Consider the following 18,277-nt stretch of genomic DNA (forward strand, 5'->3'; position numbering starts at 1 on the left):
CTGACTCCTTCCGATTACGCGCCGTTTTTCAGTGCTTCCAGCTCTTCCCAGCGTTCGAACGCCACTTCCAGCTCCTGCTCGGTTTGCGCTAACGCATCCAGAACCGGCTGGGTTTTATCGTGTGGCTGGCTGAAGAAATCTGGATGACTCATTTTAGCCTGCAACTCACCGATGCGGGTTTCCAGCTGCTCCAGTTTTTGTGGCAGCTGTTCCAGCTCACGTGCCAGGTTATAGCTTAGCTTGTTGGCCGGACGTTTGGCGGCGTCACTTTTCTCAGCGGTTTTCACCGGTGTAGCCGGTTTAGCCTGCGAGGCTTTACCCTGCTTATAGGCTGCGCGCTGCTGCTGAGCATCGTGATAGCCACCGACAAAGGTGCCGATTTCGCCGTTGCCTTCAAAGATCCAGCACTCGGTCACGGTGTTGTCGACGAATTGACGGTCGTGGCTCACCAACATCACGGTGCCCTGATAACCATCCACCAGCTCTTCCAGCAATTCCAGCGTTTCGACGTCGAGGTCGTTGGTCGGTTCATCGAGAATCAGCAGGTTGCTTGGCTTGAGGAACAGACGCGCCAGCAGCAGGCGGTTACGCTCACCGCCGGACAAGGCGCGCACCGGCGTCATGGCGCGTTTCGGATGGAACAGGAAGTCCTGCAGGTAACCGAGCACGTGGCGCGGTTTGCCGTTAACCATCACTTCCTGCTTACCTTCAGCGAGGTTATCCATCACGGTACGATCCGGATCCAGCTCAGCGCGGTGCTGATCGAAGTAAGCGATTTCCAGCTTGGTACCGCAATGCACGCGGCCGCTGTCGGCTTTCAGCTGATCCAGCATCAAACGCAGCAAGGTGGTTTTACCGCAACCGTTCGGGCCAATCAGGGCGATTTTGTCGCCGCGCTGCACCTGAGTAGAGAAGTCTTTCACCAGGGTTTTGCCACCCACGCTGTAATTGACATCTTCCATCTCAAACACGATTTTGCCTGAACGTGCCGCTTCGCCGACTTGCATATTGGCTTTGCCCATCACTTCACGACGTGCAGAGCGCTCGTTACGCAGCGCTTTCAAGGCACGTACACGGCCTTCGTTACGCGTGCGGCGCGCTTTGATGCCCTGACGGATCCACACTTCTTCCTGCGCCAGCTTGCGGTCAAACTCGGCGTTCTGCATCTCTTCGACACGCAGCGCTTCTTCTTTGCCGGTCAGGAACAGATCGTAGTTGCCCGGCCAGGAAACCAGCTTGCCGCGATCAAGATCGACAATGCGCGTCGCCATGTTGCGAATAAACGAACGGTCATGCGAAATGAAGATAATGCTGCCGGTGAATGTCTTGAGGAACGTTTCCAGCCAATCAATGGTTTCGATATCAAGGTGGTTGGTCGGTTCGTCGAGCATCAGTACGCGCGGGTTGCTCACCAGCGCGCGGCCCAACGCCGCTTTACGCAGCCAGCCGCCAGACAGCGAAGACAACTCGGTATCCGCATCCAGACCAATCTGCTGCAGCACGTCGTTGATGCGGCTATCCAGCTGCCACAGATTCTGATGGTCAAGGATGGTTTGCAAACGGCCCATCTCGTTCAGGTTCTTCTCGCTCGGATCTTCCATCACCAAATGGGAAATCGCGTGATAAGCCTTGAGATGCTCCGCCTGCTCGGCCACGCCTTCGGCAACGAAGTCATAAACAGAACCGGTAATGTTGCGTGGCGGATCCTGTTGCAGACGCGCCACCACCAAATCCTGTTCATAAATGATGCGGCCGTCATCCAGCGGCTGTTCGCCGTTGATGATTTTCATCAGCGTCGATTTACCGGCGCCGTTACGGCCAACCAGACAGACGCGTTCGCCCTCTTCGATATGCAGTTCGGTGTTATCCAACAGCGGCGCATCGCTGAACGAGAGGTAAGCGCCATGGATACTGATCAGTGACATAAAACTTATTCCTTACCGGCGTGGCTAACCAGCCAGCAGTTGTGAATTTGACGGTTGCGCGCGAAATCCTGCGACAGCGTTTTTTGGGTAATTTCCTGCGCCTGCAGACCCAGACGTTCTAAGCCGTCGAGATCCATTTTGAAGCCGCGCTTGTTGTTGGAGAACATAATGGTGCCACCGCGACGCAGCAAACGTTTCAGGTTCTGCATCAGCATCATGTGATCGCGCTGCACGTCGAAATCGTCTTCCATGCGCTTAGAGTTAGAGAACGTCGGCGGATCGATAAAGATCAAATCGAACTGTTCGTCACTCTCACGCAACCAGCTCAGGCAATCGGCGTGCATCAGGCGATGATTACGGCCGGTTAAACCGTTAAGGCGCAGGTTGCGCTCGGCCCACTCCAGATAAGTACGCGACATATCCACGGTGGTGGTGGTTTTCGCGCCACCCAAACCGGCGTGTACGCTGGCGGTGCCGGTATACGCAAACAGATTGAGGAAATCTTTGCCTGCGCTCATTTTGCCCAGCATCTGGCGCGCGATACGGTGATCGAGGAACAAACCAGTATCCAGATAATCGGTGAGATTCACCAGCAGGCGCGCATCAAATTCCTGCACTTCGAAGAAATCGCCCTTCTCGCCCAGCTTTTGATACTGGCTTTTGCCTTTTTGGCGCTCGCGGGTCTTCATTACCAGACGATTGGCCGGGATCTCCAGCACGCTCAGTGTAGCGCTGATCACATCGAACAGACGCTGACGCGCTTTGTTGGCGTCCACGGTTTTCGGCGGCGCATACTCCTGAATCACCACCCAATCAGCGTAACGATCGACCGCTACGTTGTACTCAGGCAGATCGGCGTCATACAGACGATAGCAATCGATATTCGACTGACGCGCCCATTTATCCAGCTTCTTCAGGTTCTTGCGCAGACGGTTAGCAAAATCTTCGGCGATCTGCGCGCCGCCTTCTGCGCTGGTCGCAGCCAGCTGATAGTTTTTCTGCACGCACTCCAGCGGGCCATTTTTGGCTTTGAACTGGCGATCGGCACGCAGTTGCAAGCAGCTCAGCAGCTCTGGCGAAGCGCTGAACAGCGACAGATTCCAGCCGCCGAAGTGCTGCTTCATGATGCGGCCCAGCTGGCTGTGCAGCGCAATCAGCGCCGGTTCGCTTTCCAGACGCTCACCGTACGGCGGGTTGCTCAATACCGTGCCGGTAATCTCTTTGCCCGCCAGCGGATTCTTCAGCTTAATCACATCCTGCTGCGCAAAGGTGAACAGCTCGAACACGCCTGCACGACGGGCGTTGGCGCGCGCCGATTCCAGCACGCGGCTGTCATTATCGTAGCCAAAGAAACGGGCGGTCGCAGCGGCGGTACCCACGCGCGCGCGCTCTTTTGCGGCAGCATGAACTTCCTGCCATGCAGCCTGATTATGTTTCTTCCAGCGATTGAAGCCCCAATGGGTACGCAGCAGGCCAGGCGCGCGATCGCAGGCGATCAACGCCGCTTCCAGCAGCAGCGTACCGGAACCACACATCGGATCGACCAACGGCGTGCTGCTCTGCCAACCGGAACGCATCACGATGGCTGCCGCTAAGGTTTCTTTTAGCGGCGCTGCGCCGGTTTGCTGGCGATAGCCGCGCTGATGCAGTGAATCACCGCTTAGATCCAGCGCGATGCTGACGCGATCTTTGTTCAGCCACGCATTGATGCGGATGCCCGGTTGTTCACGATCAACGTTCGGGCGCTCCAGATTCTGGCGGGTAAAACTATCGACGATGGCATCTTTAATGCGCAGCGCACCGAACTGGCTGTTGCGGATCACCTCGTTGGTGCCGCTAAAATGGATGGCAAAACTGGTGTTGCTGTCGAACATCTCGGTCCACGGGATACTTTGCGCCCCCACGTAAAGATCGAGATCGCTCCAGACGCCAAATTCTCCCAGCGGCAGCAAAATGCGCGAAGCCAGACGGCTCCACAGCAGGCTTTGGTACATTACATGGTCGTCGGCCTGAAAGTGGACGCCGCCCTGCACCACCTGCAAATCCTGCGCACCCAGCGCGTCTAGCTCACTTTTCAACAGCTCTTCGAGCCCACGCGCCGTACTGGCAAACAGAGAATTCATATCGTCACTTTTTACTCTTGCTTAAATTGCTGCGCATTATAGCGAATCAGCGTGCTATGTCATAAAGTTAGCTTCTTTAAAACTTATGACCCCTTTTTTGGAGTGGTGATGATTACGCTTTCACGCCTTTACATCCATCCCGTTAAATCTATGCGCGGTCTGCAACTGTCACATGCGCAGGTGCTGGAAAGCGGTCTGGGCTTTGATCGCATCTTTATGGTGACCGAACGGGACGGCACGTTCGTGACCGCCCGCCAGTTTCCGGAAATGGTGCGCTTTACCCCGGCGCTGCTGCCGGACGGGCTGTTTCTGCAGGCACCGGATGGTTCGCAGGCGCTGATCCGCTTCGCTGATTTCACCGCTGAGCAGTCACCCACCGAAGTCTGGGGCAACCATTTCACCGCGCGCGTTGCGCCTGACGCGATCAACAGCTGGTTAAGCACCTTCTTCCCGCGTCCGGTGCAGCTGCGCTGGACCGGCGTGCAACCGACGCGCCGCGTGAAGCGTTTTGATCATGTGCCGCTAAGCTTTGCCGACGGTTTTCCTTACCTGCTGGTGAATATGGCCTCGTTGCAGGATCTGCAGCAGCGCTGTCCGGCCAGCGTGCGCGTTGAGCAGTTCCGTCCCAATCTGGTGGTGAGCGGCGCCGCTGCCTGGGAAGAAGATAGCTGGAAACGCCTGCAAATTGGCGAGATCACCTTTGAGATGCCGAAGCCGTGCAGCCGCTGCGTGTTTACCACCGTCGGTACCGAAAGCGGCCGTAAACATCCTGATGGCGAACCGCTCTCGACCTTGCAGGGTTTTCGCAGCGCGCAGGATGGCAGCGGCGATATCGATTTCGGCCTGAATTTGATCGCCCTTAATAGCGGCATTATTCGCGTCGGCGATGCGGTGACCATTATCGAGAAGCAAACCCCACGCGCTTACGGTGCGGGCGCCGTGGTCGAAACGCTGGCGCCAGCCGCCAGCAGCCACAGTGCGGTGAGCATCGATTATCAGGGGACGAGCTTTAGCGGCGACAATCAGCAAGTGCTGCTAGAACAGTTGGAAATGCAGGGTTTCCGCATTCCCTACTCGTGCCGCGCCGGGATTTGTGGCAGCTGCAAAGTGACGTTGGTGGCGGGTGAAGTGAAGGCACTGAAGAAAAGCGCGGTGCGCGCGGATGGTACCATCTTAAGCTGCAGCTGTATTCCGGCAGGCGATATCGAACTGGCGTAAGCCGATTACACCGCCCGCGCAAAGTGGGCGGTTTGTTCCTGCTGCTGTGGACGCAGACGATCGTTCATGATCTTTATCGCATCACCCAACTGCATACCTTTACCCGCCACGGTTAGCGCGTTTTGCGCTAATAAGCACAGCGCGGCATTTTCACCGCTTTCAACCACAAACAGTTGTGCCTGTTCGCCGCTATCAGCCAGCGTCACCGCCACCATATCGCCCGCTGCTGGCTGCCAGCTGTGCGCATGATTCGTGAAGTGCCAGCTTTTTGGCATCAGGGGTTTGAGAAAACGACTGGCCACCAGCGCGTTTAACACTAATTCCGCACGCTGATCGCCTTTTAATCCACTCTGACGGCAACGTTCTTCAAAGCTAAAATAGAGCGCGGCGTCATCAACGCAAAAACCGCTGACATTAAAGGCATCAGGCGTCAGCATTTTGCGCGAGAAGCGCGAGCGAAATAACATGCCGTCGGCTAAATCCAGCATCATGCGGTCATGATCAGCGTCGAAATACCAACGCCAGTTGTCATCAGGTTTGATTTTCATGATCTGCCCTGTGGTTTATCGCTGCGCTAAACGGCGCTTAATTAAAAAAATAAATCTGAGAAAAAGCTGAAAAATGCATCAGCAGGACAAAATATAAACGAGCCGAAGGGATAAATAAACCCCTCGGCGCAGTAAAGTGGGAAATGTCTTAGAGGTAGGTCACGATATCTTTAATTAAGCTTGGGCCTTTATAAATAAATCCAGAGTATATCTGCACTAATGTTGCGCCCGCGGTAATTTTCTCACGCGCAGAAACCAGCGAATCAATACCACCGACGCCGATAATAGGTAAGCGGCCCTGCAGCTCTTGCGCCAGGCGGCGAATCACTTCGGTGCTGCGTGACTGCACCGGACGACCACTTAATCCGCCCATTTCTTCGGCGTATTTAAGGCCGGTGACCAGCGAACGATCAAGCGTGGTATTGGTGGCAATCACACCATCAATATTGTGGCGCACCAAACTGTCGGCAACCTGGATCAATTCTTCTTCAGTCAGATCCGGCGCGATCTTTACCGCCACCGGCACATATTTAAGGTGCCTTTGTTGTAGTTCTTGCTGTTTTAATTTGATGGCAGAAAGAAGATCGTCCAACGCTTCGCCATATTGCAGCGTGCGTAATCCTGGCGTGTTGGGTGACGAAATATTGATGGCGATATAACCGGCGTGGGCATATACCTTTTCCATGCAGATCAGATAATCGTCTTTGCCTTTCTCGACCGGCGTATCTTTATTTTTGCCAATATTGATGCCGAGAATGCCCTTAAAGCGCGACTTTTTAACGTTGGCAATCAGATGATCAACGCCGAGATTATTAAACCCCATGCGGTTAATAATCCCTTCGGCAGGCACTAAGCGGAACATACGCGGTTTATCATTTCCCGGTTGTGCCAGCGGCGTTACCGTTCCCACTTCGACAAAACCAAAGCCCATCGCGCCGAAGGCATCAATGCACTCGGCATTCTTATCGAGACCGGCCGCTAAGCCGAGCGCGTTCGGGAAGGTTAATCCCATGCAGGTTACCGGACGTGATGGCAGCGACTGGCGAATCAGCCCTTCCAGCGGAGTGCCGCTAATAAAACGCAGTTGTTGAAAGGTGAGTTCGTGCGCACGCTCAGGATCAAGCTTAAACAGCGCTGGCCGGACGATAGGATATAACATGCACTCTCCTCAATGACGGAAACCAGGGAAGTCGGGGTGCACGGGAAAATGTGCGCCAGAATGGTAAGGTGCGCTGGCGCAAAAGTAAATTGTTCTACTGCATCACAATTTGATCGTTATCAGCGTCGTGCAGAATAGCGGCCAAGCTGTTCGCGACACGCCTGCAAGCCACTGTAAATCGTCGGGCAATACCACATTAGCTTCAGACGCGCGCTGTGCTGCAACACATTGCGCACCAGCTGATTCACCTGCGGTTGCCAATCCGTTGGGATCACCATGTGATTTTTGCGCATCTGCGCCAGGCAGCTGTGCATCACCGTTTGGTAATAGCTATCCAGCAACGCCGCATCCACCGGCAGTTGCCGATCGCGCAGGAACTGTTCGCTGCTTTCACGCGCAATAAAGTAATTTTTCACATAGGAAAAATCGCGCGTGCTTTGCGACAGCGACGTCAGCATAAAGCGTTTGTAGTAGTAGCTTTGGCTGGTGCAATAAATGTTACGCGCCTGCAGATAGAGCGCAAACATGTAAGGCGCATCTTCATGGTTTTGAATCGGCAGAAACTGCAGCGCCAATTGATCAATCAAGCGACGCGAAATGATGCTGCTCCACACGACGCGATGCGCCGACTGATGCTGCATCAGCGTACGTAAACTGGTGCTGCCGCCGGGCAGCAATCCACTGACATGACGCTGGTGAATGGTTTGATAGTGGCGCTGCGCGGCAGGCACATCAAAAAACATTTTCGCGCCAAAGCAGAACAGATCGATATCTTCATGGCGCGCGCCTGCACGCGACGAAAGTCGGCGAACAAATCGGTGGAGACAAAATCATCCGCATCCATGAAGTAAACAAAATCACCAGTTGCGACAGAGAGCCCTTTCATACGCGCGGCGCTGACGCCGCCGCGCTCACCGCTCAGCAGGATCACCTGCGGATGCTGGGCCGCAAACGCCGTGAGCCAGGCTACGCTGCTGTCACTGGAACCATCGTCGATAACAATGATCTGTTCCGGCGGCGATGACTGACGCAGCAATGAACCCATCGCTTCTGGCAGCCAGGGCGCGCAATTCCAGTTCGGTATGATGACCGAAACCGTAGGGATACGGTGAGATGACATCATGCTCATCCTCTTTCCTCAACGTTAAACAACGGAATTCTGAGACGCTTCAACACCACACTGTGCAGCAGACAGCAGACGCCGAGATTGAACGCGCCAATCAAGCCAAGCCACAGCAGGTTGAGCCAGCGATTTTGGTTCCACTCGATCGGCAGCATGGTGCTCAGCCAGGCGACGACGGCAGAAACCGCCCAAATCAGCATCACGTCGCGGGTTAACCAGGTGAAATGAATGCCCGGCGCAAAGCGGCGATGCACCAGCCACGCCCAGCCCACCAGATAGAAGATGTTCTGGCCCAGCCACAGCCAACCGGTGCCGAGTGCGCCGTAGTGAATGGCACACCAGATGTTGAGCGGCACCAGCAGCACGGCAAAGCAGGTGAAGCCTTTCATGTGCAGCTTGAGGTTGCCGTTGATGTATTGCAGGTGATAGAGCAAACCGCAGATGGCCTGAATGCCACTGCCTAATGCGTACAGGCTAAGGACAAATGACATCTCATCAACAATCTGACTTTTCTGCGTCCACGCCCACAGCAGCGGGCCGGCGTAACAGGCGATGGTGATACTGAGCGGCGCCATAAAGATCGCCACCGCCTGCGTGGTGTAGCGGTAAAGTTTTAAGGACTCCGCATCGCCCTCTTTGCGGGTTTTCATGCCGGTCATGCGTGGCACGATGGCCTGCATGATCGGGCTACTCAGCAGCAGAATACCGGTCGCGGCGGTCGCCACCACGGTAAATGAACCGTATTCACTTAGCGGCAGCGTCTTGGAGAGCACCAATCGGTCGATTTGCGAAATAAAGGTCCACACCGCGCTGGAAAATGCCGCGCTGAGCGCAAAACGAATAAAGGGTTTCAGCACCTCTTTCAGATCGCCGCGCTTCTCTTTGCGCGCCGCTTTGGGGATCAGCTGGCAGGATTTGTAGATACAGCAGGCCGCTTCGGCAATCGACACCAGCAACTGCCAGACAAAAAACGCCAATACCGCATTAGAGAAGAATTGAATTACCAGCACCGCGCCAAAGGTGCGCAAGGTGGTGATAATCAGGTTGACGCCGTTCAGCCACACCTGATGTTCGAAGCCCACAATCACGCTGCGATACGGACTGGTGCGCCAGCGAATCGCCGCAGTGATCACCATAATCGCCACGGCAATCACCACATCGCCCGCCGGAAGATGACGCGCATCCAGCCAGTGCGTGGCAATCCACGGCGTCGCCAGCCAACCCAACACCACCAGCACAATCGTGGAGAACAAGAAGAATTTGGTCAGCGTGGCAAACAGCGCCGGGAACCAGACAAATTCCGCCTGATTAGCACGATAGCGCGCCGCTTCCCGCATCAAGGTGGTCGAAACACCGGCATCGAGTAATTGCAGCCAGGTTAATAAGATCGAAAAGAAGCCCACTAAACCGTAGGCTTCCATACCTAAGTGTTGAATATAAAGTGGTACAACCAAAATACCTGACAGCGTCAGATAGATTTGACCAACATAGTTGGCAATCGCGTTACGTTTTATAGACATAGGTGTTTTGGCATCTGGGGATTATCTCAGTGGCCTTAAGCGTGACATAAAAGTATTCACGCGCACACCGGAGTTATTCTTAAAATTAACGTTGGTGCTAAGCGCCCAGCTTTTTTCTCATTTTCATCATGGAGAAATAGATGTCAGGTTGTTTCAACATAAGTTTTTCCATTGCACCTTTGGCCGGGAAGTTTTCCGCAAAGTAGGTTAATGCATGGCGGGTATTATCTGAGAATTTATCGGCGCCACTTAACTCGTGCTGGACTAATTGTAATAAGCCGCTGCGTAAATAACTTTCCCGATAGCGGTTTCGCTCCGGAATATAGTGTGACAAACGCGTGAGTTTTTCATAATCAGTAATAAATTGCTGATAGGTTAAGCGCGGCGAGGCCTCTGCTTTAGTGGTCAGCGACGCTTCACTGGCGTAGTCGAGCACCCACGCGGTTTGCGTATGCAGTAAGCCGGCCAGCATCACATCCTGAATACGCGTCAGCGGCCCTCCCGCGCGGGCCAGGCCAGCACGCAAGATTACCGCAAAGCCGCCCTGCTGCCACCAGCGCTGCGCATGCAGTTGCTGAAACAGCTGCAGAGAAGAGTGTAAACCGTTCGCCAGCTCGCGCTTCGCCAGTGAGACCACAAAACAGTTCAGTTCGGGACGCTGGTCACTGAGCTTTGCCACGTCCTGCAGCAGGCTGACCGGCAAGGCGCTGCGCTCAGCGCTGAACAGCAGGAAATCATCTTCAGCCGGCGTGCTGTGCGGAAAGGTCGGCAGCAATGACGAGGTGAGATGCGATCCCGCAGCATCGGGTTGCAGCCAGTAACATACCAGCTCTTCTGCAGCGTTAGGTGAGGGTGAGATGCGATTGAAGGTGGCAGGCGCGACCCGCTGCTCAGTCAAATCCTGAGCAAATGAAGAACTACCCATATATATCTCCCTAAAAATAAATTGATTTGCCGCAACGGCAGTTCACGCCACAAAACGCGGGCGTAAATAAATAAGTGAAATATCGTTATCGTGTTCTAGCGGAAATTAGCTCAACCAATTATAAACAGGCCTGGAATTTTAATTCCAACCACGATTAGCATTAACATGTAACTTACGAAATTAATTGTTCAGCGCAGCTGCATGAAGTGTGATGTTGATCGGCGAAAATTTGCATGACTTGTAACAAGCGGGTTGAATAGTGCGTATTTTATTAACCTTTATTCGCGTTTAGACATGAATTTCGTGAAATAAAAACCACGTTAAATTAGGAAATAAACAACGGTTGATCAGTTTTATCCGATTCATGGAGGAGGGAATAGTGGAGAATTATTTATCTTTTCTCATAACTTTCAATACCAAGCACTGCATGCAATCGGTAACTGCGCGGTCTGTGTAAATATATTTCTCTGGTTACTACTCTGTTTTACCCATGCATCACGCCCTTTAATCATTAACGTCATTCACTGAGGCCGCAGGATTTATATAACTGCACCCTTGCAGCCTCGCTTTTCAGATTATACCTAAGCGCCTGAAATCTGCGTTTTCATCCCCTCTTTATATGTCACTGGCTATCCCATTTTGCGACTTAGGATTACCAGATAAATCATTTAAGCCTCGCTGCCTGCTCTGACAGTATTGAACACATCAGTTCTGAATATCAGATAATCAATAACTTTCAGTTATAAGGAGTGACCATGCGGGTTATTACGCTGGCGGGCAGCCCTCGCTTCCCTTCACGCTCTACTGCGCTGCTGAGCCTGTGCCAGCACGCGCTGGAAGCACGCGGTGTCGAAGTGATTCCATGGAATATTCACAACTTCCAGCCTGAAGATTTGCTCTATGCACGCTTCGATTCTCCCGCATTGGCCGCGTTGAAAGCCGATTTGGCGCTGGCGGATGGCGTAATTGTCGCCACGCCTATTTATAAGGCTTCGTTCTCCGGCGCACTGAAAACCCTGCTCGATCTGCTGCCCGAGCGCGCGCTGGAACACAAAGTGGTGTTGCCACTGGCCAGCGGCGGCAGTGCTTCACATCTGCTGGCGGTGGATTACGCGCTGAAGCCAGTACTCAACGCGCTAAAGGCGCAGGAAGTGTTGCACGGCGTGTTCGCCACTGACGGCCAGATTACCGATTACGACCGCCAGCCGCTGCTCGATCCGCTGCTGTCGCAACGCATTGATGAAGCGCTGGATACCTTCTGGCACGCGCTGCATCGTCGCCACCCACCTTACGCACAAGCGGTATAAAGGAAGAGAGATGAAAAGGATATTGACGGGTTTACTCATGCCAGCCGTCGCGGCGCTGCTCACCTTGAGCGTGAGCGCGCAGGCCGCCGACGCACCAGAACAGTTGCGCATCGGTTATCAGAAAGGTTCGGTGAGCATGGTATTGGCCAAAACCCACAAGCTGCTGGAGCAGCGCTTCCCGCACACCAACATAAAGTGGGTGGAATTCCCGGCGGGCCCGCAGATGCTCGAGGCGCTTAACGTCGATAGCATCGATTTGGGCAGCACCGGCGACATCCCGCCGCTGTTTGCGCAGGCCGCAGGTGCCGATCTGCTGTATGTCGGCTCGGAGCCACCCAAGCCGCAAGCCGAAGTGATTTTAGTGCCGAAAGACAGCCCGATTCACAGCGTGGCCGAACTGAAAGGGCATAAAGTGGCGTTCCAGAAAGGCTCCAGCTCGCACAACCTGCTGCTGCGTGCGCTGGAACAGGCCGGACTGAGCTTTAAAGACATTCAGCCAACCTATCTGACGCCCGCCGATGCGCGCGCCGCGTTTCAGCAAGGTGATGTTGATGCCTGGGCAATTTGGGATCCTTACTACTCTGCCGCGCTGCTGCAAGGCAACGTGCGCGTGCTGGCCGACGGCAGCAAACTCAATCAAACCGGCTCCTTCTATTTAGCCACGCGCAAATACACCGAGGCGAACGGCGCCTTTGTGCAGCAGGTCCTGAATACCTTCAGCGAAGCCGATGCGTTAACGCGCAGCCAGCGCGACCAGAGTATCGATCTGCTGGCGAATGCGATGGGCTTACCGAAACCGGTGATTGCCAGCTATCTCGACCATCGTCCACCGACCACCATTACGCCGGTCAGCGCCCATACCGCGCAGGCCCAACAGCAAACGGCCGATCTGTTTTATGCCAATCATCTGATGCCGGTAAAAGTGAATATTGCTGACCGCATCTGGCATCCACAATCCGCCCAGCCTAAAGGAAATTAATCATGAGCGTATCCGTATTTTGGTTTCTCCCGACGCACGGCGATGGTCACTATCTTGGCACCGCGGAGGGTTCGCGCCCGGTTGATCATGGTTATCTGCAACAGATTGCGCAGGCAGCGGATCGCCTTGGCTTCGGCGGCGTGCTGATCCCCACCGGTCGCTCCTGTGAAGATGCCTGGCTGGTGGCGGCGTCATTGATTCCGGTTACGCAGCGTCTGCGTTTCCTCGTCGCACTGCGTCCGGGCGTGATTTCACCGACGCAGGCGGCGCGTCAGGCCGCCACGCTGGATCGTCTGTCGAATGGTCGCGCGCTGTTTAATCTGGTCACCGGCGGCGATCCGGAAGAGTTAGCCGGCGATGGCGTGTTTCTCGATCACCGTGAACGCTATGAAGAGTCCGCTGAGTTTACCCGCGTCTGGCGGCTGGTAAGCGAAGGCGAAACCGTCGATTACGAAGGCAAGCATGTGAAGGTGCGCGGTGCGCGTCTGATGTTTAAAGCGGTGCAGGAACCGCGTCCGCCGCTGTGGTTTGGCGGATCATCAGATGCCGCGCAGGATTTGGCCGCTGAACAGGTCGATGTCTATCTCACCTGGGGCGAACCGCCGGCGTTAGTTAAAGAGAAGATTGAGCAAGTGCGCGCCAAAGCGGCGGCACAAGGCCGCACCGTGCGCTTCGGGATTCGTCTGCACGTGATTGTGCGCGAAACCAATGAAGAAGCGTGGCAAGCGGCGGATCGCCTGATTGCCCATCTCGACGATGCCACCATTGCCAAAGCGCAGGCCGCGTTTGCGCGCACCGATTCGGTAGGCCAGCAGCGCATGGCCGCACTGCACGGTGGACGTCGCGACAAGCTGGAAATCAGCCCGAATCTGTGGGCCGGTGTCGGCCTGGTGCGCGGCGGCGCAGGTACCGCGTTAGTGGGCGATGGCCCAACCGTGGCGGCGCGCATGCAGGAGTATCAGGATCTCGGCATCGAGACCTTTATTCTCTCCGGCTATCCGCATCTGGAAGAGGCTTATCGCGTGGGTGAGTTGCTGTTCCCGCACCTCGATTTGGCGATTCCGGAAGTGCCGAAGCCGCGCGTGGTGCAAGCGCACGGTGAAGCGGTGGCCAATGATTTCACGCCGCAAAAAGTGTCGCAGAGCTAAAGGAGCAGATGATGGCGAACGTTAAAAAACAGCTAACGAATGCTGTACTGCCCTGGGTTTTACCGGTGGTGCTGATTGCGCTGTGGCAACTGGCATCGCAAGTGGGTTGGCTGTCGACGCGCATTTTGCCGTCACCGGAAAACATCCTCATCACCTTCTGGAAGCTGACGGTGAGCGGAGAACTTTGGCAAAACCTGGCGATCAGCAGCTGGCGTGCCGCCATCGGTTTCTCTATTGGTGGCTCGATTGGTTTGATTCTGGGTTTGATTACCGGCACCTCGCGCGTCGGCGAACGCTTGCTGGATACCTCGGTGCAGATGCTGCGTAACGTGCCGCATCTGGCGCTGATTCCGCTGGTGATTTTGTGGTTCGGCATCGACGAATCCGCCAAGATTTTCCTCGTGGCGCTGGGCACGCTGTTCCCGATTTACCTGAATACTTATCACGGCATTCGTAATATTGATCGGGGTTTGGTCGAGATGGCGCGCAGCTACGGCTTGTCTGGCTGGAGCCTGTTCATTCAGGTGATTCTGCCGGGTGCGCTGCCTTCGATTATGGTTGGCGTACGTTTTGCCCTTGGCCTGATGTGGCTGACGCTGATTGTCGCCGAAACCATTTCCGCTAACTCTGGCATTGGTTATCTGGCGATGAACGCCCGTGAATTCCTGCAAACCGACGTGGTGGTGGTGGCCATCATTCTCTATGCCCTGCTCGGCAAACTCGCCGACGTCGCGGCACAACTGCTGGAGCGCGTCTGGCTGCGCTGGCATCCGGCCTACCAAGTGAAGGAGAACGCATGAGCAACGCAACCCTAAATCCGGCGCGCTTAAATCGCGGTACGCCGGTTGGTGTGAATGGCGTCAGCAAGCAATATGGCGATCGCACCATCCTGAATAATATCGATCTGCATATTCCCTCTGGGCAGTTCGTCGCCGTGGTCGGCCGTAGCGGCTGCGGGAAAAGTACCTTGCTGCGCCTGCTGGCGGGTCTGGAATCCACCACGCGCGGGGCGTTGCTGGCGGGCAATGCGCCGTTATCCGAGGCACGCGAAGATACGCGTTTGATGTTCCAGGATTCACGCTTACTGCCGTGGAAAAAGGTGATTGATAACGTAGGGCTGGGACTGAAAGGCCGCGAATGGCGCGCCGCCGCGCTGGAAGCGCTCGAAGCGGTGGGATTGGCGGATCGCGCCAATGAATGGCCTGCCGCGTTATCCGGCGGACAGAAACAGCGTGTGGCGTTGGCGCGTGCGCTGATTCACCGCCCAGGTTTGCTGCTGCTCGACGAGCCGCTCGGGGCGCTGGATGCGTTGACGCGTATCGAAATGCAGGGATTGATTGAGTCGCTGTGGCAGCAGCATAACTTCACCGTGCTGCTGGTGACGCACGATGTCAGCGAAGCGGTAGCTATTGCCGATCGCGTATTGTTGATTGAGGAAGGCCAGATTGGCCTGGATTTGATCGTCGATTTACCGCGCCCACGCCGTCGCGGATCGGCACGTCTGGCAGAGCTGGAAGCGGAAGTGCTGGATCGGGTGATGAAGCGCGGCTCGTCAGAGCAGCCGTTGAAGTTTGCGCAGCAGAGTTAATTGAAGACGCGCGATAAATCGCGCCGCTACGGATGTGTGCATTTATTCGTAGCGGCGCAATTTATTGCGCATGGTTTTCTTACGCGTTTAACGCCTTGGTGATTTTCTCGTACAGATCGCCCGACAGCTTATCCAGCCCTTGCAACGTTTCCAGCGCTTTACGCATCAGCGCCTGACGATCGGCATCGTAGCGTTTCAGGCGAATCAGCGGCTCGATCATGCGTGCAGCCACTTGAGGGTTGCGCGTGTTGAGATCGGTCAACATCTCCACCAGGAACTGATAACCGCTGCCATCTTTAGCGTGGAACGCCGCGGGATTACCAGACGCGAACGCACCAATCAGTGAACGGATACGGTTCGGGTTGCCCATGGTGAACGAACGGTGATTCAGCAGCTCACGCACATTGCTCAGCACGTCCGCCGCTGGGCTGGTGGCTTGCAGCACAAACCATTTATCCATCACCAGACCATCCTGATGCCAGCGCTCATCGTAGGCCGCCAGCAGCGTATCGCGGCACGGCAGGTTCGCCGCCACCGCGGCAGCCAGCGCGGCTAACGCATCGGTCATGTTGTTTGCCTGCTGATATTGCGCCTGCACCAGCTTGTCCGCCTGTGCCGCATCGGCGAAGGCCAGATAACCGAGGCAGACATTTTTCAGCGTGCGCTTGCCAATCTCCGCGTGCTCAATTTTGTATTCGCTGCTTTGGTTGGCCAGATAGAGCGCAAAGAATTCGTCACTCAGCTCTTTAGCCAGCGTACGCACCAGCGCATCGCGCACCGCTGAGATCGCCAGCGGATCGATGACATCAAACAGTTCGGCGATTTCATTTTCAGACGGCAGCGAAAGAATCAACGCTTTCAGCGCCGGATCGCCCTGCTCATCCAGCAGCACCGCGCGGAACGCATCAGCCACATGCAGCGGCAGCGATAGCGGCTGGCCCTGCTGATGACGTGCGACGTTGAGGCGAATGTAGGTTGCCAGCAGGCTTTGCGCCGCATCCCAGCGCGCGAAGTCGTTACGCGCGTGGCGCATCAGGAAGGTGAGTTGCGCATCGCTCCATTTGTAGTCGAGCTTCACGGGCGCAGAGAATTCACGCAGCAGCGATGGCACCGGCTGGAAGTAAACGTTATCGAAAATAAAGGTCTGGAACTCTTCGGTGACGTTCAGCACGTGATGCAACGGATGACCGTTATGCTGCAGCGGGATCACCTTGCCTTCGTTATCGTACAGTTCGATATCCAGCGGAATGTGCAGCGGCAGCTTCTCTTTCTGCTCGGCGGTGGCCGGCGTGCGCTGGGTGACGTGCAGCGTGTACTGTTCCAGCTCTGGATTGTAGTCATCGCGCACCGTCAGGATTGGCGTGCCCGCCTGGCTGTACCAGCGGCGGAACTGCGACAGATCGACGTTCGAGGCATCTTCCATCGCCTGCACGAAATCATCGCAGGTGGCGGCGCTGCCATCGTGACGCTCGAAATAGAGTTGCATGCCTTTCTGGAAATTCTCTTCGCCCAGCAAGGTGTGCATCATGCGGATCACTTCTGACCCTTTCTCATACACCGTTAAGGTGTAGAAGTTGTTCATTTCGATCACCTGATCCGGACGGATCGGATGCGCCATTGGGCTGGCGTCTTCCGCGAACTGCGCACCGCGCATCACACGTACGTTATCGATACGGTTCACCGCGCGCGAACCGAGATCGGAGCTGAACTCCTGATCGCGGAATACTGTCAGCCCCTCTTTCAGGCTGAGCTGGAACCAGTCGCGGCAGGTCACGCGGTTGCCGGTCCAGTTGTGGAAATATTCGTGACCGATCACCGCTTCAATGCCGAGGTAATCTTTGTCGGTGGCAGTTTCGGCTTTCGCCAGCACATATTTGGAGTTGAAGACGTTAAGGCCTTTGTTCTCCATCGCCCCCATATTGAAGAAATCCACCGCGACGATCATAAAGATGTCGAGGTCGTACTCAAGGTTAAAGCGCTCTTCATCCCACTTCATGCTGGCTTTCAGCGAGGTCATCGCCCAATCAGCACGATCAAGGTTGCCGCGATCGACAAAGATCTCCAGCGCCACATCGCGGCCTGAACGCGTGGTAAAGCTATCACGTAATACGTCGAAATCACCCGCCACCAGCGCAAACAGGTAGCACGGTTTCGGGAACGGATCTTGCCACTTCACCCAATGGCGGCCATCTTCATGGCGACCGCTCTCCAGCTTGTTACCGTTGGAGAGTAAATAAGGATAACGCGCGGCATCGGCAATAATGGTGGTGGTGAAGCGCGCCAGCACGTCTGGGCGATCGAGATACCACGTAATATGGCGGAAACCTTCGGCTTCACATTGGGTACAGAGCGCATCGCCGGATTGGTATAACCCTTCCAGCGCGGTGTTTTTATCCGGATGAATGTCATTAATGATGGTCAGAGTGAAGTTGTCCGGCAACTGGTTGATGAACAACGCGCCCTCTTCTTCGCGGTAATGCGGCCACGGATTGCCATCCACCGCCAGCGATACCAGCGTGAGGTCTTCGCCATCCAGACGCAGTTCCGCATCGGTAGCGCCCAAACGCTTCACCTGACTGACCGCCGTGACACGCGTCGAAGCCGCATCCAGATCAAAAGTCAGGTCGATATCGGTAATGGTGTAGTCCGGCGCACGGTAATCGTGGCGATATTTAATTTGCGGCTGTTGCGTCATGAGTCCTTCTCGCATCGTT

15 protein-coding genes are annotated in these 18,277 nt (G+C 55.4%); 6 read left to right on the forward strand and 9 right to left on the reverse strand.

Annotated features, from left to right (window positions below; translation table 11 throughout):
* Positions 1-14: 14 nt before the first annotated feature.
* Positions 15-1,925, reverse strand: a complete 1,911-nt coding sequence (locus Q3H59_RS13220; RefSeq protein WP_137385513.1) for an ABC transporter ATP-binding protein — start codon at positions 1,923-1,925, stop codon at positions 15-17.
* 5 nt (positions 1,926-1,930) lie between these two features.
* Positions 1,931-4,048 (reverse strand): bifunctional 23S rRNA (guanine(2069)-N(7))-methyltransferase RlmK/23S rRNA (guanine(2445)-N(2))-methyltransferase RlmL, encoded by a 2,118-nt coding sequence (gene rlmKL, locus Q3H59_RS13225; RefSeq protein ID WP_192234381.1) that lies wholly within the window; start codon positions 4,046-4,048, stop codon positions 1,931-1,933.
* Between the two features lie 108 nt (positions 4,049-4,156).
* On the opposite strand from rlmKL, the gene Q3H59_RS13230 reads away from it, so the two are divergent.
* On the forward strand, positions 4,157-5,266 hold the full coding sequence (locus Q3H59_RS13230) for a YcbX family protein (RefSeq protein ID WP_309835282.1): 1,110 nt from the start codon (positions 4,157-4,159) through the stop codon (positions 5,264-5,266).
* Positions 5,267-5,271: 5 nt separating this feature from the next.
* Here the strand turns inward: Q3H59_RS13230 and Q3H59_RS13235 are convergent, their stop codons facing one another.
* From Q3H59_RS13235 to Q3H59_RS13260, 6 genes are all read right to left on the reverse strand, one after another.
* Complete coding sequence (locus tag Q3H59_RS13235) at positions 5,272-5,814, reverse strand: cell division protein ZapC (protein ID WP_101760931.1); 543 nt, start codon at positions 5,812-5,814, stop codon at positions 5,272-5,274.
* A 148-nt stretch (positions 5,815-5,962) separates the two neighbouring features.
* Positions 5,963-6,973, reverse strand: coding sequence for a quinone-dependent dihydroorotate dehydrogenase (gene pyrD / locus Q3H59_RS13240; protein WP_192413838.1), 1,011 nt, complete (start codon positions 6,971-6,973; stop codon positions 5,963-5,965).
* A 119-nt stretch (positions 6,974-7,092) separates the two neighbouring features.
* Entirely contained in the window at positions 7,093-7,716 is a 624-nt protein-coding gene (locus tag Q3H59_RS13245) for a glycosyltransferase (protein WP_309835284.1), read from the reverse strand.
* The gene (locus Q3H59_RS13250) at positions 7,614-8,096 is read right to left on the reverse strand and encodes a glycosyltransferase family 2 protein (RefSeq protein WP_309835285.1); all 483 of its coding nucleotides are present in this window, start codon (positions 8,094-8,096) and stop codon (positions 7,614-7,616) included. Before Q3H59_RS13250 ends, Q3H59_RS13245 begins: the two co-directional genes overlap by 103 nt.
* A 2-nt stretch (positions 8,097-8,098) precedes the next feature.
* Entirely contained in the window at positions 8,099-9,616 is a 1,518-nt protein-coding gene (locus tag Q3H59_RS13255; RefSeq protein WP_277974711.1) for a lipopolysaccharide biosynthesis protein, read from the reverse strand.
* A 97-nt stretch (positions 9,617-9,713) separates the two neighbouring features.
* Positions 9,714-10,541, reverse strand: a complete 828-nt coding sequence (locus Q3H59_RS13260) for a hypothetical protein (RefSeq protein ID WP_309835287.1) — start codon at positions 10,539-10,541, stop codon at positions 9,714-9,716.
* A gap of 755 nt (positions 10,542-11,296) precedes the next feature.
* On the opposite strand from Q3H59_RS13260, the gene ssuE reads away from it, so the two are divergent.
* Genes ssuE through ssuB form a run of 5 tightly spaced genes read left to right on the forward strand, consistent with a single transcriptional unit; the run spans position 11,297 to position 15,563 of the window.
* Entirely contained in the window at positions 11,297-11,848 is a 552-nt protein-coding gene (ssuE, locus tag Q3H59_RS13265; RefSeq protein ID WP_110865858.1) for an NADPH-dependent FMN reductase, read from the forward strand.
* Between the two features lie 10 nt (positions 11,849-11,858).
* Positions 11,859-12,827 carry a sulfonate ABC transporter substrate-binding protein gene (locus tag Q3H59_RS13270; protein WP_137385505.1) on the forward strand — a complete coding sequence of 323 codons (969 nt, stop codon included), beginning with the start codon at positions 11,859-11,861 and terminating at the stop codon, positions 12,825-12,827.
* 2 nt (positions 12,828-12,829) lie between these two features.
* A complete protein-coding gene (ssuD, locus tag Q3H59_RS13275; RefSeq protein ID WP_309835289.1) occupies positions 12,830-13,975 on the forward strand; it encodes an FMNH2-dependent alkanesulfonate monooxygenase in 1,146 nt (381 codons plus the stop codon).
* An 11-nt stretch (positions 13,976-13,986) separates the two neighbouring features.
* Positions 13,987-14,775: an aliphatic sulfonate ABC transporter permease SsuC gene (ssuC, locus tag Q3H59_RS13280; protein ID WP_192234541.1), complete on the forward strand. Its 789-nt coding sequence runs from the start codon at positions 13,987-13,989 to the stop codon at positions 14,773-14,775.
* Entirely contained in the window at positions 14,772-15,563 is a 792-nt protein-coding gene (ssuB, locus tag Q3H59_RS13285) for an aliphatic sulfonates ABC transporter ATP-binding protein (RefSeq protein WP_101760939.1), read from the forward strand. The genes ssuC and ssuB overlap by 4 nt, the downstream gene beginning before the upstream one ends.
* 79 nt (positions 15,564-15,642) lie before the next feature.
* Here the strand turns inward: ssuB and pepN are convergent, their stop codons facing one another.
* On the reverse strand, positions 15,643-18,258 hold the full coding sequence (gene pepN / locus Q3H59_RS13290) for an aminopeptidase N (protein ID WP_309835293.1): 2,616 nt from the start codon (positions 18,256-18,258) through the stop codon (positions 15,643-15,645).
* Positions 18,259-18,277 lie beyond the last annotated feature (19 nt).

The organism is Pantoea sp. SORGH_AS_0659 (assembly GCF_031453915.1).
Taxonomy (GTDB): domain Bacteria; phylum Pseudomonadota; class Gammaproteobacteria; order Enterobacterales; family Enterobacteriaceae; genus Pantoea; species Pantoea leporis.